This window comes from Dankookia rubra, assembly GCF_004355005.1.
GTDB classification, from domain to species: domain Bacteria; phylum Pseudomonadota; class Alphaproteobacteria; order Acetobacterales; family Acetobacteraceae; genus Paracraurococcus; species Paracraurococcus ruber_A.
The window spans coordinates 225,287-240,949 of sequence record NZ_SMSJ01000004.1 but is presented as its reverse complement, the minus strand read 5'-3'; the positions used below and the strand labels follow the sequence as shown (position 1 = coordinate 240,949).

The following is a 15,663-nucleotide window of genomic DNA, read 5'->3' as shown; positions in this document are numbered from 1 at the left end:
CACCGCCGGGGAGGACATCATGCTGTCGAAGCCGCATCTCAGCCCCTGCCGCGCCCTGCTGCTCGCAACCGTCGCCCTCGCAATGCCCATGGCGGCCCGAGCAGAGGCGGAGCATGACGTCCATGCCGTGCCCGGGGCGCAGCAGCACGACCATTTCCGCATCAATCCTGCCCTAGCCCAGGCCGAGAGCACCCGGGCCGCGCTGCCGCGCCGCACCGAGCTCGGCGGCCACGTCCCCGACCTGCCGCGCGGCGCCGCGGCACCGACCAGCGACGCGCCGCCGGTGCCGAACCCCGGGCTCGGCACCCTGACCTGGCCGGCCGGCACCACGAATGCGGAGGCGCAGGCCTGGTTCGACCAGGGCTATCGCTACGCCTGGGGCTTCAACCATGCCGAGGCCGCGCGTGCCTTCCGCATGGCCCAGGCCGCCGACCCCGATTGCGCCATGTGCCTTTGGGGCGAAGCCTGGGTGCTCGGCCCGCACATCAACTTCATCATGGAGGAGGATGCCGGCCGCCGCGCCTTCGCCGCGCTGGAACGTGCGCGCCAGTTGGCGCCGCATGCAGGCGACCTGCGCGCGGCGCTGATAGAGGCGCTGTCGCAGCGCTACGCGGCCGACCCGAAGACGGAGCGCAAGCTGCTCGACCAGGCCTTCGCCGATGCGATGCGCAAGGTGCAGGCGCGCTGGCCGGCCGACCCGGAAATCGCAATGCTGACCGCCGATGCGCTGATGAACCTCAGCCCCTGGGACTATTGGGAGGATGCCGGCCGCAAGCCGAAGGGCGCGACGGCGGAGACCCTGACGCTGCTGGAAGGCGTGCTCGGCACGCGCCCCTCGGCCATCGCCGCCAACCCGCTGCATCCCGGTGCCATCCACCTCTACATCCACACGGTTGAGGCCTCTGACCATCCGGAGCGGGCGGCGCCGCATGCGGCACGCCTCGCGGCGTTGATGCCGGGAGCGGGGCACATCGTGCACATGCCCGCGCATATCTGGTACCGGCTGGGACAGTGGCGTGACAGCCTCGAGGCCAATCTCGGCGCCGTGGCGGCGGACGAGGCGCAGATCGCCCGCGGCGGGGCGAGCGCGCTCTATGCCCAGGGCTATTTCGCGCACAACGTCCACTTCGTCATGGTGTCGTCCATGATGGGCGGCGACGGGCCGCGCGCGGTGGAGGCGGCGACGCGGCTGGCGGCGATCGTCTCGGACGACGCCAAGCGCGCCTTCCCCGGCCTGACCCAGCCGGTGGTCTCGGCCCCCTTCGTCGCGCATGCCAGGTTCAGCGCGCCGGAGACGATCCTGGCGCTGCCGCCACCGGCCGAGGAATTCCCCTATATCCGCGCGCATTGGCACTACGCCAGGGGCGTGGCGTTTGCCCAGTCAGGCCGCGCCGGCGAGGCGCGCGGCGAGGCGGCGGCGATTGGCGAGCTGGCGGCGCTGCCCGCCATCCAGGCGCTGCCGGCGCAGGGCGTCCCGGCGCCGGACGTGCTCGGCATCGCCATGCGCGTGGTCAATGCCCGCATCGCCCAGGCGGCCGGTGACCAGGCCACGGCGGCGACGCTCTTCGCCGAGGCCGCCGCCGTCCAGGACACGCTGCCCTACATGGAGCCGCCCTTCTGGTACTACCCGGTGCACCAGTCGCTCGGTGCCGCGCTGCTGGCGCAGGGCAAGCCGGCCGAGGCGGAGGCGGCCTTCCGCGCCGCGCTGAAGCGGGTGCCGAACAATGCCTGGGCGGCGGCGGGGCTGCTGCAGGCGGCCGAGATGCGCGGCGATGCCGAGGGCGCCGCCATCGCCCGGGCGATGCTGCGGAGGAGCTGGTTCGGCGCGCAGCCGCCGGCGGTCGAGCGGCTCTAGCCGGCTTCGCCGGATTGACCCGCGGGAGCGTGCATGGTGCGCTGCCCCCCGTCCAAGCAAACGGGGAAACGCCAATGCCACTCCCGCCCAACCGCCTGAAGCAGCGCCTGGCGAAGGACGAGCTCGCGCTCGGCTTCGGCGTGCACCACCTGCGCACCAGCGGCACCGGCATGATCGCCGCCGCGGCCGGCTTCGACTGGCTTTTCATCGACATGGAGCACGGCGCGATGTCGGTGCAAGAGGCGACGCAGATCGCCATCGCCGCGCTGAACCAGGGCGTCACGCCGGTGGTGCGCTGCTGCAAGGACGCGCTGTTCGAGGGCACCCGCGCGCTCGACAACGGCGCGATGGGCGTCGTGGTGCCGCATGTCGACACCGCCGAGGAGGCCAAGGCCGTGGCGGCCGCCTATCGCTTCCCGCCGGTCGGCACCCGCAGCTGGGGCGGCCCGCCCTTCGCCTACAACATGCTGCCGCCCTCGAACGCCGAGGCGCAGGCCGAGCTGAACGAGGCGATCCTGGTCTGCGTCATGATCGAAACGCCGGAAGCGGTGGAGGCGGCCGACAGCATCGCTGCCGTGCCGGGGATCGACGCGTTGATGATCGGCACCAGCGATCTGACGGCCAGCATGGGCATCAGCGGTCAGATCGGCCATCCGCGGGTGAAGGCGGCCTATGAGGCCGTGGCGAAGGCCTGCAAGGCGCACGGCAAGACGCTCGGCATGGGCGGGGTCTACGACGAGGTGCACGCCTCGGCCTATATCGGCCTCGGCGCGCGGTTCCTGCTGTCCGGCAACGACCAGTCCTTCCTGATGGCGGGCGCCGCGGCGCGCGCGAAGTTCTTGCGTGGGTTACAGCCGGCAGGCTAGCCATCCGACATCGACCCGGGGGGCTTCCCCCGGGCCGGGAGGATAATGTGCATGTGCAACATCTTCGTCTCGCAGGACCCGGCGACCTATGCCGGCGAGAGCCGCGCGGTCCGCCTGCACGGCCACTGTACCAGCATCCGCCTGGAAGCGGCCTTCTGGCGGGTCCTGGAACGGATCGCCGTGGCGGAGGGAACCTCGGTGGCCCGCTTCCTGGCGGCGCTGCATGACGAGGTGATGGAGCGCCGCGGCGAGGTCGGCAATTTCGCCTCGCTGCTGCGGGTCACCTGCCTGCACTGGCTGGAGAACCAGGACCGCCATGCCGAGGAAGTGGCGGCGCGGGTCCCGGAAGCCGCGTGATTCCGTCGCCGCAGTAGCCCGCTACTACCCGCGCGCCGCGCGGCGCGGGCAAGGCTTTCCCCATCATAGCGGGGAGCCACCATGGCCAAGCCGATCCACTCGATGATCCGCGTGCTCGACGAGGCACGCTCGGTTGATTTCTACCGCCGCGCGCTGGGGCTGGAGGTCCATGACCGCCTTGCCTTCGACAGCTTCACCCTGGTCTACCTGCGCGCGCCCGAAGGCCCCTTCGAACTCGAGCTGACGATCAACCACGATCGGGCCGAGCCCTACGAGCTCGGCAACGGCTACGGCCATTTCGCCGTGCTGGTCGAGGATCTCGCGGCCGAGCATGCCCGCATGTCCGCCGCCGACATCGAGTGCGGCCCGATGCGCGAAATGACGCATGGCGGCAAGCCGATGGCAAAGTTCTTCTTCATCACCGACCCGGACGGCTACAAGACCGAGGTGCTGCAGCGCTTCGGCCGCTTCAACTAGAACAAGATCGAAGGGAGGAACCAGGAATGAGGGAAGTCGACAAGCGCACCACGGTGCGCCGCCGTGTCTTCCTGCGCGGCGCCGCCACCGCCCCGGCAGCGGCTGCCGCCGTGGCGGCCGGCATGACCATCGCGCCGAATGCCGCCTGGGCCGCGGACCTGAAGGCGGTGAAGCCGAACACCATGACCGTGCTGGCCCGCGCCGCGCGCGACATCTACCCGCATGACCAGCTGGCCGACCGCTACTACATCGCGGCGGTGCTGCCCTATGACGACCAAGCGGCGAAGGATGCTGCGCTGAAGTCGCTGCTCGAGGAAGGCGCGGCGCAGCTGGATGCCGAGGCGAAGAAGCGCTTCGGCCGCGACTACATCCGCGTGGGCTCCGAGGAGCAGCGCGTGCAGGTGCTGCAGGCGGTCGAGAAATCGGCCTTCTTCCAGAAGCTCCGCGGCGACCTCGTCGTCTCGCTCTACAACCAGAAGGAGGTCTGGCCGAAGCTCGGCTACGAGGGCTCGAGCTACGAGCACGGCGGCTACATCCGTCGCGGATTCGACGACATCGACTGGCTGCCGGAGGCCTGACCATGACGACATTCGACCTGAACGACGACAGCGTCGTCGTCATCATCGGCTCCGGCGCGGGCGGCGGCACGCTCGGCAACGAGCTCGCGCAGCGCGGCGCCAAGGTGGTGGTGCTGGAGGCCGGCGGCCGGCATGAAATCGCCGATTTCGTCAACGACGAATGGGCCAGCTTCACCCAGCTCGCCTGGTCCGACACCCGCACGACGGGCGGGTCCTGGCGCGTGGCGAAGGACTTCCCCAACCTGCCGGCCTGGATCGTCAAGGCGGTCGGCGGCAGCACCACGCATTGGGCCGGCGCCTCGCTGCGCTTCGCCGAGCACGAGTTCAGGACGCGCACCCATTACGGCGCGATCGAGGGCGCCAACCTCGCGGACTGGCCGATCACCCTGGCCGAGCTCGAGCCCTACTACGCCCGGGCCGAGGACAAGATGGGCGTGACCGGGACGAACGGCATCCCGCGCCTGCCTGGCAACAACAACTACAAGGTGCTGGCGGCCGGGGCGAAGAAGCTCGGCTACAAGGAATTCCACACCGGCAACATGGCGATCAACTCGGAGCCCCGGGCCGACCGCGCCTCCTGCCACCAGCTCGGCTTCTGCTTCCAGGGCTGCAAGATGGGGGCGAAGTGGAGCACGCTCTACACCGAGATCCCGGCCGGCGAGGAGACCGGGCGGCTCGAGGTGCGGCCGAACAGCATGGCGATCCGCATCGAGCACGACGCCGCGGGCCGGGCGACCGGCGTGGTCTATGCCGATGCAGAGGGGCGGCAGCAGCGCCAGCGCGCCCGCGTCGTCTCGGTCGCCGGCAACAGCATCGAGAGTCCCCGCCTGCTGCTGAACAGCGCCTCGGCCAAATTCCCCGACGGCATGGCCAATTCCTCCGGCCAGGTTGGGCGCAACTACATGCGGCACACCACCGGCAGCGTCTACGCGGTCTTCGACCGACCGGTGCACATGTATCGCGGCACGACGATGGCCGGCATCATCCGCGACGAATCGCGGCACGACCCGAAGCGCGGCTTCGCCGGTGGGTACGAACTGGAGACGCTGTCGCTCGGCGTGCCGTTCATGGCGGCGTTCCTGGAACCCGGCGCCTGGGGCCGCGGCTTTACCTCGGCGATGGATGCTTATGACCGGATGGCGGGCCTCTGGATCGTCGGCGAGGACCTGCCGCAGGAGCGCAACCGAATCACCCTGGATTCCAAGGTGAAGGACAGGAACGGGATGCCGGTCGCCTCCGTGCACTTCGACGACCACAGGAACGATTTGGCGATGCGCGACCATGCCTATCAGCAGGGTCGCGCGCTGTACGAAGCCGTGGGCGCCACCCGCACCTTCGAGACCACGCCTTACCCCAGCACCCACAACCTCGGCACCAACCGCATGAGCGCGAACGCGAGGGACGGCGTGGTGGACAAGTGGGGCAAGGCGCATGACCTGCCCAACCTCTATGTTTCGGACGGCAGCCAGTTCACGTCCGGGGCCGCCTGCAACCCGACGCTGACGATCGTGGCGCTGGCGATCCGCCAAGCGGAGCACATTGCCGGTCGCATGGCGCGCGGCGAGGTCTAGACAAGCCGGGGAGAAGGTATTCTCCCCGGGTCCTCACCATTGTTCGGAGTGGGCACTCGCCACGCGGCGAATGCCCATTTCCGAAGCAGCAGGGGTTCGGGGGGGGGCATATCCTTTCGCTTCCCGACCGGGCTTCCGCGCCGTCAAGCGGCCGGCCGACGGCCCCTGCCGGACCTTTTGCCGCGATCGCCTCGCAATTGCGCCAGCGCAAGGCGCAGCGCCCACCCGAATGGGCAAGCTTCAGGCGCGATGCGGCGCGAGGCACTTGCGAATGGTTCTTATTATCTGTATCAGCGACGTCGACCCGCCCGGAGTGACGTCATGACCGCCCGTCCGAAGCGCCGTTTGCTCGGCCTGCTCGCCGTGATCGGCCTGCTTCCCACCGCCGTCGCTGCGCAAGCCCGGGCCGAGGAGGTCAACCTCTATTCCTCCCGCCACTACGACAGCGACCGGACGCTCTACGAGGCCTTCACCAAGGAAACCGGCATCCGGGTCCGGCTGATCGAGGGCGATGCCGACCAGCTGATCGAGCGGATCCGGTCCGAGGGTGCCAATAGCCCGGCCGACGTCTTCATCACCGTGGACGCCGCGCGCCTGGCCCGCGCCGCCGGCGCCGGCATCCTGCAGCCCTATCGATCGGATGCGGTCGGGAAGCGCATACCCGCGGCGCTGCGCTCGCAGGAGGGACTCTGGTTCGCCATCTCCCAGCGCGCCCGCGTCGTCATGTACGACAAGGAGAAGGGCGCGCCACAAGGCCTGACGCGCTACGAGGACTTGGCCGGCCCGGCCGGCGCCGGGCTCTGCGTGCGCTCCTCCAACCATCCCTACAACATCAGCCTTGCCGCCTCGGTTCTGGCGGCCGACGGGCCGGAGAAGACCGAGGCCTGGGCCCGCGGCATCGCCGCCAACCTGGCCCGCCCGCCGCAGGGCGGCGACCGCGACCAGTTCCGCGCCATCCCCGCCGGGCAATGCACCCTGGCGCTGGCCAATACCTACTACCTCGCCGCCTTCGGCGCCTCGCAGAAGCCGGACGACCAGGCGCTGTTCAAGCGGATCGGCGTCATCTTCCCGAACCAGGGGGAGGGCGACCGCGGCACCCACGTGAACATCTCCGGCGCCGGCCTGGTGAAGACCGCGCCGAACAAGGCGAGCGCCGCGCGCTTCCTCGACTTCCTCACCGGCGACCATGCCCAGGCGATGCTGGCCCTGGGCAACATGGAATACCCGGCGGTGCCGGACGCGCCGCTGCACCCGGCGCTGGAGGCGATGGGCCGCTTCCGCGCCGAGCCGGTGGATGCCGACAAGACCAATGCCAATGCCGCCCCGGCGCTGCAGCTGCTGCAGCGTGCCGGCTGGCGCTGAGGGGAGCCGCGACCGTGATCGTCTGCCTCTGCAACGCGCTGACCGACACGAAGCTGAACGAGGCGGTGGCGCAGGGCGCCCGGCGCCCGCGCGACGTCTACGCCGCCTGCGACTGCAAGGCGCAGTGCGGCACCTGCACCCGGATGATCCTGTCGATGATCCGCGAGGCGCAGGACGCGCCGGCGGCCAATCCGGCCGGCCTCCCCTGATCGTGAGGTGCCTGGCGTGGTAAAGCCCGGCAGTGGAGGCGCTGCATGCATGCCGCGCCGGGAGACGAGTGATGAAGTCCGACCCCAAGGTCGTCGAGTTCCTGAACACCCAGCTCACCAACGAGCTGACTGCCATCAACCAGTACTTCCTGCATGCCCGCATCCTGCGGCATTGGGGCGTCACCAAGCTCGGCAAGCACGAATACGACGAGTCGATCGAGGAGATGCACCACGCCGACTGGCTGATCGAGCGCATCCTCTTCCTCGGCGGGTTGCCGAACCTGCAGCGGCTGGACCAGGTGCTGGTCGGGCAGACGGTCGAGGAAGTCCTGCAATGCGACCTGCGCCTCGAGGAGAAGGCGATGTCGGACCTGCGGGAGGGCATCGCCTACATGGAAGGCGTGCGCGACTACGTCTCCCGCGACCTGTTCCGCCGCATCCTCGACAACGAGGAGGAGCATGTCGACTTCCTCGAGCGGCAGTTCGACCTAATCAAGCTGATCGGCATCCAGAACTACATCCAGCTCAACAGCGCCTCGGCGCCGGAGCAGGCCGGGGGCGGCAAGGACTAGCCGCCTAATCCTTTCGCCGCCGCGGCGAAGCGCGCCGGGTCGGCCAGCACCCGCGGAACCTTGTGCTGGCCGCCGAGCTTGCCCTGCGCCCGCATCCATCGCGCGAAGGCGCCAGGCGGCAACAGCGTGACCTCAGGCGTGTCGAGCTGCCCGCCGCGGCGGTGCACGGCATAGTCGTCATTCGCCAGGATCAGCGCCGCGTCCAGGGCGCGCGCCAGCCGCGCGCCGTGGCCTGGATCGGCCGCCGCCGCCGGCTCGACCAGCCAGCGATGGCGGCCGCGCGTCGCGCCGAAGACCGGCCCCACGGTGTATTCGGCGATGCCGAGCCCGAGCGCGCCCGCAGCCTGCAGCAGCGCCCGATCGATCTCCTCTCCTGTCAGGTGCTCGCCGAAGGCCGAGAGGCCGTAGGAGGTACGCCCCGTGACCAGCAGCCGCGGCGGCGCGCGCTCGACGAAGCGGACGGTGTCGCCCAGCACGTAGCTCCAGAGCCCCGCGCAGCTAGTGACGATCACCGCATAGTCGGTCCCGGTCTCGATCGTCGCCGCCCAGTGCCGTGTCGGGCTCGGCGAATCGAGCTCGCGCACGGGAACGAACTCCCAAAATACGCCGCGGTCCAGCAGCAGCCGCAGACCCTCGCCCTCGCCGCGGTCGGCGATGGCGCAGAAGCCCTCGCTGGCCGGGTAGACCTCCCGCGTCGCGCAGCCCGCCGGCAGGAAGGGCGCGAGACGGTCGCGGTAGGGCGCCCAAGCAATGCCGCCATGCACCAGCAACTCCAGTCCCGGCAGCGGCGGCATCCCGAGCCGCGCCGCCAGCCGCTCCAGCAGCAGCAGCAGCCAGGACGGCGTGCCCGACAGCATCCGCACCGCCGCCGCCGGCGTGCGCTCGGCCAGCACCTCCAGCTTGCGGTCCCAGTCGGCGATCAGCGCCAGGTCGGGCGGCGGGAAGCCCCAGGGCCGGAGCAGCCGCGGCACCTCGGCCGCGGCAATGCCCGAGAGGTCGCCCTGACGCACGCCCGGCGCGACGCGGTCCAGCGCGGTCGAACCGCCGAGCATGAATGACAGCCCGCCGAAGACCCGGCTGCGCGGATGGTGGCGCAGGTGCCAGGCCAGCACGTCTACCGCCGCGCCGCGGTTGGCCCGCACCATCGGACGGGTGACCGGGATGTATTTGGTGCTGCCGGACGTGGTGCCGGAGGAGAGCGCGAGATAGGGCACCGGCCCCGGCCAGGTGACGCTGTCGAGCCGCGGGAAGGCCGGCTGCCACCAATCGCGCCAGAAATCCTCGTAGCGGCGCAGCGGGACGCGGGACTGGTAGTTCGCCACCTCGCGGATCCCCCCGAAGCCATGCGCCCGGCCGAAATGCGTACCCGCCGCGCGGCGCAGCAGGCGGCGGAGCAGCGCGGCCTGGGTTGCGGCCGGGTCGAGGCGCTCGACCCGGCGAAGCCGGAGCGCAGCGGCGGCGCGGAGCAGGGGGGTCGCGTCGAAGGGGACGGCAGCATCCCGGAGCGCAGCCCCGGACCCCGCGAAGGGTGCGGAGCCTCCCTTCGAAACCCCTCTTCCGGTCATGGGCGCAGCACCGTGACGCGGGGGAACTCGGCGGCGACCGTCGCCGGGCGCAGCGGCAGGCGGATGCCGCGGCGCTCGCGCCAGAGCGGCACCTGATCGGCGAAGGCGGCGCTGCCGAGCCAGCCATCCTGGCCGCCGAACAAGGTGAACCAATTGGCGTCCGGGTCGGCCATGTCGGAGACCTGCCGTGCCATGGAGCCGAAGCTCACCTCGTGCGGCCCGGCAACAAGCCCATGGCCCGATTTCATCGGCGTCTCGCGCGAGCCTCCGACGGGGAAGCTGTCCAGCACGAAGGCGCGGCCGAGCAGCGGCAGGTTCACCAGCCAATGCGCCGCGCGCAGGCGGTGGACCTCGCCCCAGGTCCGGTAGCGGGCGGCGCGCGGCGCGGCGGTGGCGACAGCGTCGCGCAGCACTGCCTCGCGCCGTGCCGGCGGGAGCGCATCCAGGTCGCGCAGCAGGAAGGTGGTGAGGAAGTTCCAGCTCGACTCCGGCCCACGCCCGCCGGCCTCCGGCTGCAGGGCGGGCGCCAGTGGCGCCAGCAGCAACTCGAAGACCAGCGCCGCGCGACTATCCGCGGCATAGTCGCCGTCCCAGCCGCGGAGCGGCGCCAGCATCTCGGGCTTCGGCGCACCGCCGCGCAGCGCGTCCAGCCTTACCAGCAGCCCCGCCGCCAGCGCCGCTGCCTCGGGCGCCACGGTATCCACCTGCATCGCCGCGAGGTCCGCCGGCGTCAGCTTCGGCTTGGCCAGCGCCATGGCCCGCAGCCGTGCCACCCGGTCGCCATCGGAGAAGAAATAACCGATCGGCGGCGCATCCTTTGCCCAGAGCGCCGGGTTCTCGTTGGCCGAGGCCAGCACGCCATCCGCCGGGTCCTCCAGCCGCGGCAGGTCCCTCGCATCCCACAGCCTTCGCCAGGGCGCCGTCGCCGCGGGGTCGCCGGCATCCAACACCGGGTCGCCGGCGGGGAAGCCGGCCCGCGACGGCAGCACCGCTGCCGTCACCCGGCCAATCTGCCCGGCCCGGTCGGCATAGAGCATGTTTTGCGGCGAGACGGCGAAGCCGGCGAAGCTGGCGCGGAACTCCGCCCCGCTGCGGGCGCGGGCGGCGCGCAGCAGGGCGGTGATCTCGTCCGCCGGCTCCTGCCCGGCCCAGCGCAGGGCGATCGGCTCGCCCGGCCGGCCCGGCACAACGGCAGCATCCGTCACCACAGGCCCCTGCGGCGTCACCCGAACCCGCCGCGTCGCGCTGAACCAGAGCCGCTGCCGAATGGTGACCTGCCGCTCCGCGAAGGCCTCGGGCGGCAGGCGCGAGACGTCGAACAGGTCTGACGACGCCGCCCGCAGGTTGGTGCCGCCCCAGGCGACCTCCGGGTTCCGCCCGAGCCCGATGATCGGCAGGCCCGGCACCATCATACCAACCAGGTGGAAGGAGGGCGACTTCATGCCCACCAGCATCCAGAGATTGGGCAGCGACAGGCCGAGATGCGGGTCGGAGGCCAGCATCGCCGCGCCCGAGGCGCTGCGCGACGGCGCGATCGCCACCGCATTGCTGCCAGCCCGCGACAGGCCGGCGAAGATCGCGCCGAGCGCCGCCTGCCCGGGATTGGCCGGCCCGGCGGTGCCCGTGCCGGCCTCCAGCGTGCGCTGCCAACGGCAGCCGAACCCCGGCCTGCCGCGCTCCGCGAGCAGGGAGAAGTAGGACAGCCAGTTGATGTCCGCCCCGGCCAGCCGGCCGATCGTCAGGATGTCGGCGGTGGTGAAGGGCTCCGGCCGCAGACCGAGCAGGCTGAACTCGCGCGGCCTTGGCCCGTGCAGCACGGCGTGGTTCAGCCCCTCGACGAAGCGGCCGACGAAGGCGCGCGTCTCCGCCGGCCAAGCCGCCTCGATCGCCGGCGCGGCCCGGCCGAAGTCGAGGATGCGAAGCGCGTGGTCGATATCGGTCGCCAATGGTCCGGCGATCTCGGCCAGCCGGCCGCGGCTGACCATCCGCAGCAGCGCGACCTGCGCCCCGCGCAGGTGGCCATGCACCAGGCCGAGCGCATAGGCGAGGTCGGCATCGCTGCCGGCTTCGATCCAGGGGACCAGGTGGTCGTTCCAGCGGATGCTGACCGGCGCCTGCAGTGCCAGGCCGCGCTGCGGCAGCGCCGCCAGCCGCTGGTCGATGCCGATCGGGCGCGGCAGCAGGGCGCCGCAGCCCGGCAGCATGGCCAGCACCGCGAGCAGCAATCCCGCCCGCCGCGCAGCCCGATCGCTCCAGGAATTCCACCGTGCCGCCACGCCCGCTCCCGCTTCGGGTCCCGCCCTGGCCTGGGACGCCGGCGGGTGCAAGCGAGCCAAGCGCGGCAGCGGCGCGCCGGTTCGGGCCGGCTCAGGTCAATCCGGCGACCGCCCGCAGCGCCGCGACCAGCGGGGCGATCTCGACCGGCTTGGTCAGCAGCCGCAGCGGCGCCTTGCCGCCATGCAGCGCGTCTGCGCCGTCCGGCGGCGGGAAACCGGTCATCACCACGACCGGCAGGTCCGGTCGCTCGGCACGCAGCCGGGCGATCAGCTCCCGCCCGTCCATCCGCGGCATCCGCAGATCGGTCAGCAGCAGGTCGAAGCGCGTGCCGCCGGCGGCCATTTCCAGCGCCGCCAGCCCATCGGGCGCGGTCAGCACGGTGAAGCCGGCATCCGCCAGCGCCTCGGCCAGCACCTCGGCGGCCAGCCACTCGTCCTCGGCCATCAGCACGCTAAGGCCCGCGCCCATGCTCATGCCGTCGTGCCTGCCGCCGGACCGGGGATCGCCAGGGGCAGGATCAGCCGGAAGACCGCACCCGAATCCGGCCGGTCCTCGGCGGCATTGGCCCAGGCCAATCGGCCGCCCATGCCGCGGGCGATGCCCACTGCCAGCGGCAGGCCGAGCCCGGTGCCCTGGCCGGGATCCTTGGAGGTGACGAAGGGTTCCAGCATGTGGCCGGCCATGGTCGTCGGCACCCCGCCGCCGGTGTCGCGCACTGCGATGGTGACGCTGTCCGGAATCGCGTTGCCGATGATGGACACGGTGATGCGGGCCGGCGCCTCCGCCTCCCGCTGCCGGCGCTGCAGCACGGCGTCGCGGGCATTCTCCAGCAGGTGCAGCACCGCCTGTTCCAGTTGGGCCGGCCGGCCGCGCACCGGCGCCTCGGCGTGCGGCTCCAGCACCACCTCGATCCGGTCGAGCGCCCAGGCGCGGCGGGCGACCTCGACTGCGGCGGAGACCGCGGCGGCGGCGTCGAAGGGCTCGTCCCCCGGGATCGGGTTGCGCGCCAGGTCGCGCATCCGCTCCAGCAGCGCGCCGAGCCGCCGGGTCTGGTCGAGCACCACCTCCATCGCCCGGCGCGGCCGGACATGGCCGGCATCCAGCGTGCTGCGGGCGCGGTCGGCCCAGAGCCCGATGATGTTGACCGGCTGGCTCATCTCATGCGCCACCCCGGCGCACATGGCGCCGATGGTGGCGCGGCGCGCGGTCTCGACTAGGTCGAGTTGCAGCCGGCGCAACTCGGTCACGTCGCGCAGGCTGCCGAGCAGCCGCACCACGCCATCCGCATCGGCGGGCAGCGGCACCAGCACGGTGTGCCAGTGCTGGGTGCCGTCGGGGCCGGTGGTGGCACTTTCCCAGCTGCGTGGCTGGCCGGTGCGGAAGCATTCGGCGAATTCGCGGTCGAGCTGCGCGGCCCCCTCGCTCGCCAGCAGCCGGTCCGGCCCGGCGCCCTCGATCCGTTCCCGGGTGACCGCGAACATGCGGCAGAAGGCGGGGTTCACCGTCTCGAAGGCGAAGCCGCCCGCAGACGTATCGCCGGCCGCATCGCGCCCGGCCCGGACAACGAAGAGCGCATCCGCCTGGTGGGCAAAGAAGCCGGCCAGCCGCGCCTCGCTGCCGCGGGCGCGCTGCTCGGCCTCGCGCCGCTCGGCAACCTCGCGGGTCAGCCGGGCATTGGCATTGGCCAGCGAGGCGCTGGAGGGCAGGGCGAGCAGCCTCGGCAGCAGCGGCCAGAGCGCGATGGCGGTCACCAGGGAGACGACGGCGGTGACCGCCTTGACGGCGCCCTGCAAGCCGTAATCCGGGCGCCACAACGTCCAGATGGACAGGAAATGGGTGGCGCCGCAGGCCAGGATGAACACCGCGAAGAGCTCGAGCGCCCAAGGATAGATCATGTCGCGCCGGCGCAGCGCGATGATGGTCAGCACCACCGGAATGGACCAATAGGCAAGGCCAGTCACCGCATCCGAGATCACGTGCAGCCAGAGCAACTCGGGCCGCCAGAGCAGGCAGACCCCGTGCGGCGCCAGGGCCTCCGTGTCGAAGAGCGCGGCGAAGCTGGGCATCGGGAACGGCCGTTCGATCAAGGGGAGGGGGAGCGGGCCCGGTTCGCAATGGACGGCGGCCGCCCGGTTCGGATCGGGAATTTGACTAATGCCGCATGGCCGGGAGCGTTGCGAGGCGTTGCGCTGCCAACCCACAATAGTGTGAACGTCGTTACATATTCCTCGTCAAGTACATTCGGGTCCTCGTCAGGCCCGCCGCATCGCCCTGGTCAGGGCGAGCACAGGCAGCAGGCCGGTTACGACGATGAGCAGGGCGGCGGTGCTGGCCTCCGCCAGCCTTTCGTCCGCGGCGAGCCCATGGACCCTGACCGCCAGCGTATCGAAATCGAACGGCCGGACGATCAGCGTCGCCGGCAATTCCTTCATCGTATCGACAAAGACCAGCAGGAAGGCGGTGAAGAGGCTGCCGCGGGCCAGCGGCAGCTCCACCCGCCAGACCGCCCCGGCCGGCGAGGCGCCTAGCACCCGCGCCGCATGCCGCAGCGATGGCTTCACTTGCCCGAGCCCGGATTCGACCGCCGAGAGCGCCACCGCCAGGAACCGGACCAGGTAGGCGAAGACCAGTGCCAATACCCCGCCCGAGAGCAGCAGCCCGGTGGAAACGCCGAACCGCGCCCGCATCCAGCCGTCGAGCGCATTGTCGAAGAGGCCGAGCGGCACCAGCGTGCCGACCGCGATGACCGAGCCGGGGATGGCATAGCCGAGCCCGGCGACCCTCACCGCCAGGCGTTGCGGCGCCTGCGGGTGCAGCCGGGCCGCCCAGGCGAGGAAGCCGGCGAGGGTGACCGCGGCGGCCGCGGCGAGCCCGGCCAGCACCACGCTGTTGCGGGCGAAAGGCAGGAAGCGGGCGGGCTCCAGCGGGTCGCCGACCTGCAGCATCAGCACCAGCAGGGTGCCGGCCGGCAGCAGGAAGCCGAGCCCGACCGGCAGGGCGCAGAGGACGAAGGCGCCGGCGGCCTTCCAGCCCCGCAGCGCCACCGGCCGCAGCACGGGGTTCCGGTTGGTGGTCGGGTGGAAGCGGCGGCCACCGCGGCTGACCTGTTCCAGCGCCAGCAGCAGCGCCACCAGACCCATCAGGCAGGCGGCCAGCTGGCTGGCGGCGCCGCGGTCGCCGAGTCCGAACCAGGCCTCGTAGATTCCGGTGGTGAAGGTGCGGACCGCGAAATGCTGCACCGTGCCGAAATCCGCCAAGGTCTCCATCAGGGCGAGGGCCATCCCGGCGACGATCGCCGGCCGGGCCATGGGCAAGGCAAGGCGGAGGAAGCAGGATCCCAGCGAATGGCCGAGGGTGCGAGAGGCTTCGAGCAGGCAGACGCTCTGCTGCTGGAAGGCGTTGCGGCAGAGCAGGTAGACGTAGGGGTAGAGCACCATCGCCAGCATCAGCGCGGCGCCCGGCAGGCTGCGGATCTCGGGAAACCAGTACTGGCCCCAGCGCAGGCCGGTGACGCTGCGGAGCATCGTCTGCACCGGGCCGGCGACGTCCAGCAGCCAGGTATAGGCATAGCCGCAGACATAGGCCGGCATCGCCATCGGCAGCAGCAGCGCCACTTCCAGCGCCCCGCGGCCGGGAAATCTGCAGGCGGTGACCAGCCAGGCCGAGACCGCGCCGGCGGTTGCCGTCATCAGGCCGACCAGCAGGAAGAGCAGGGCGGAATTCGCCAGCATCTCCGGCAGGGTGGTGCTGACGATGTGGTGCCAGACCGCACCCGCCGGCACCGCGGCCGAGACCAGCACCGCCAGCAACGGCGCCGCGACCAGGCCGGCCAGCGGCAGGGCCAGTTGGGACCAGCCGGCGCGGGGAGGACGGGCGCGCGGCGGGGCCGCGGCAAGGCGCTCGGCGGCGATAACGGAAGGGGCAGGGGTCATTTGCGAAAGGTTCTCAAATGCCCCTTAAAGCAGATCGCTGCA

The 15,663-nt window shown here is 71.5% G+C and carries 14 protein-coding genes; 9 read left to right on the top strand and 5 right to left on the bottom strand.

Annotation, left to right across the window (positions count from 1 at the left end; genetic code table 11):
- Positions 1 to 19 precede the first annotated feature (19 nt).
- The 9 genes from E2C06_RS05585 to bfr all read left to right on the top strand — a co-directional run bounded on the left by E2C06_RS05585 (position 20) and on the right by bfr (position 7,847).
- Positions 20 to 1,855 (top strand): tetratricopeptide repeat protein, encoded by a 1,836-nt coding sequence (locus E2C06_RS05585; RefSeq protein ID WP_206664443.1) that lies wholly within the window; start codon positions 20 to 22, stop codon positions 1,853 to 1,855.
- Positions 1,856 to 1,929: 74 nt separating this feature from the next.
- Positions 1,930 to 2,721, top strand: a complete 792-nt coding sequence (locus E2C06_RS05580) for an HpcH/HpaI aldolase family protein (protein ID WP_133287591.1) — start codon at positions 1,930 to 1,932, stop codon at positions 2,719 to 2,721.
- Between the two features lie 51 nt (positions 2,722 to 2,772).
- Positions 2,773 to 3,078, top strand: coding sequence for a ribbon-helix-helix domain-containing protein (locus tag E2C06_RS05575; protein ID WP_133287590.1), 306 nt, complete (start codon positions 2,773 to 2,775; stop codon positions 3,076 to 3,078).
- Positions 3,079 to 3,159: 81 nt separating this feature from the next.
- Positions 3,160 to 3,555, top strand: coding sequence for a VOC family protein (locus tag E2C06_RS05570; RefSeq protein ID WP_133287589.1), 396 nt, complete (start codon positions 3,160 to 3,162; stop codon positions 3,553 to 3,555).
- A 26-nt stretch (positions 3,556 to 3,581) separates the two neighbouring features.
- Complete coding sequence (locus tag E2C06_RS05565; RefSeq protein ID WP_133287588.1) at positions 3,582 to 4,133, top strand: gluconate 2-dehydrogenase subunit 3 family protein; 552 nt, start codon at positions 3,582 to 3,584, stop codon at positions 4,131 to 4,133.
- Between the two features lie 2 nt (positions 4,134 to 4,135).
- Positions 4,136 to 5,704: a GMC family oxidoreductase gene (locus tag E2C06_RS05560; RefSeq protein WP_133287587.1), complete on the top strand. Its 1,569-nt coding sequence runs from the start codon at positions 4,136 to 4,138 to the stop codon at positions 5,702 to 5,704.
- Between the two features lie 321 nt (positions 5,705 to 6,025).
- Positions 6,026 to 7,066, top strand: coding sequence for an extracellular solute-binding protein (locus E2C06_RS05555; protein WP_133287586.1), 1,041 nt, complete (start codon positions 6,026 to 6,028; stop codon positions 7,064 to 7,066).
- Between the two features lie 14 nt (positions 7,067 to 7,080).
- A complete protein-coding gene (locus E2C06_RS05550) occupies positions 7,081 to 7,275 on the top strand; it encodes a (2Fe-2S)-binding protein (RefSeq protein WP_133287585.1) in 195 nt (64 codons plus the stop codon).
- A 71-nt stretch (positions 7,276 to 7,346) separates the two neighbouring features.
- Entirely contained in the window at positions 7,347 to 7,847 is a 501-nt protein-coding gene (gene bfr / locus E2C06_RS05545; protein WP_133287584.1) for a bacterioferritin, read from the top strand.
- Here bfr and E2C06_RS05540 read toward each other — a convergent pair.
- The 5 genes from E2C06_RS05540 to E2C06_RS05520 all read right to left on the bottom strand — a co-directional run bounded on the left by E2C06_RS05540 (position 7,844) and on the right by E2C06_RS05520 (position 15,621).
- Positions 7,844 to 9,412, bottom strand: a complete 1,569-nt coding sequence (locus E2C06_RS05540) for a GH3 family domain-containing protein (RefSeq protein WP_133287583.1) — start codon at positions 9,410 to 9,412, stop codon at positions 7,844 to 7,846. The two genes, bfr and E2C06_RS05540, sit on opposite strands and share 4 nt — an antisense overlap.
- On the bottom strand, positions 9,409 to 11,688 hold the full coding sequence (locus E2C06_RS05535; RefSeq protein ID WP_206664442.1) for a penicillin acylase family protein: 2,280 nt from the start codon (positions 11,686 to 11,688) through the stop codon (positions 9,409 to 9,411). Before E2C06_RS05535 ends, E2C06_RS05540 begins: the two co-directional genes overlap by 4 nt.
- A 91-nt stretch (positions 11,689 to 11,779) precedes the next feature.
- A complete protein-coding gene (locus tag E2C06_RS05530) occupies positions 11,780 to 12,163 on the bottom strand; it encodes a response regulator (RefSeq protein ID WP_133287582.1) in 384 nt (127 codons plus the stop codon).
- On the bottom strand, positions 12,160 to 13,755 hold the full coding sequence (locus E2C06_RS05525) for a sensor histidine kinase (RefSeq protein WP_133287581.1): 1,596 nt from the start codon (positions 13,753 to 13,755) through the stop codon (positions 12,160 to 12,162). Before E2C06_RS05525 ends, E2C06_RS05530 begins: the two co-directional genes overlap by 4 nt.
- A 186-nt stretch (positions 13,756 to 13,941) precedes the next feature.
- Positions 13,942 to 15,621, bottom strand: coding sequence for an ABC transporter permease (locus E2C06_RS05520; protein ID WP_133287580.1), 1,680 nt, complete (start codon positions 15,619 to 15,621; stop codon positions 13,942 to 13,944).
- Positions 15,622 to 15,663 lie beyond the last annotated feature (42 nt).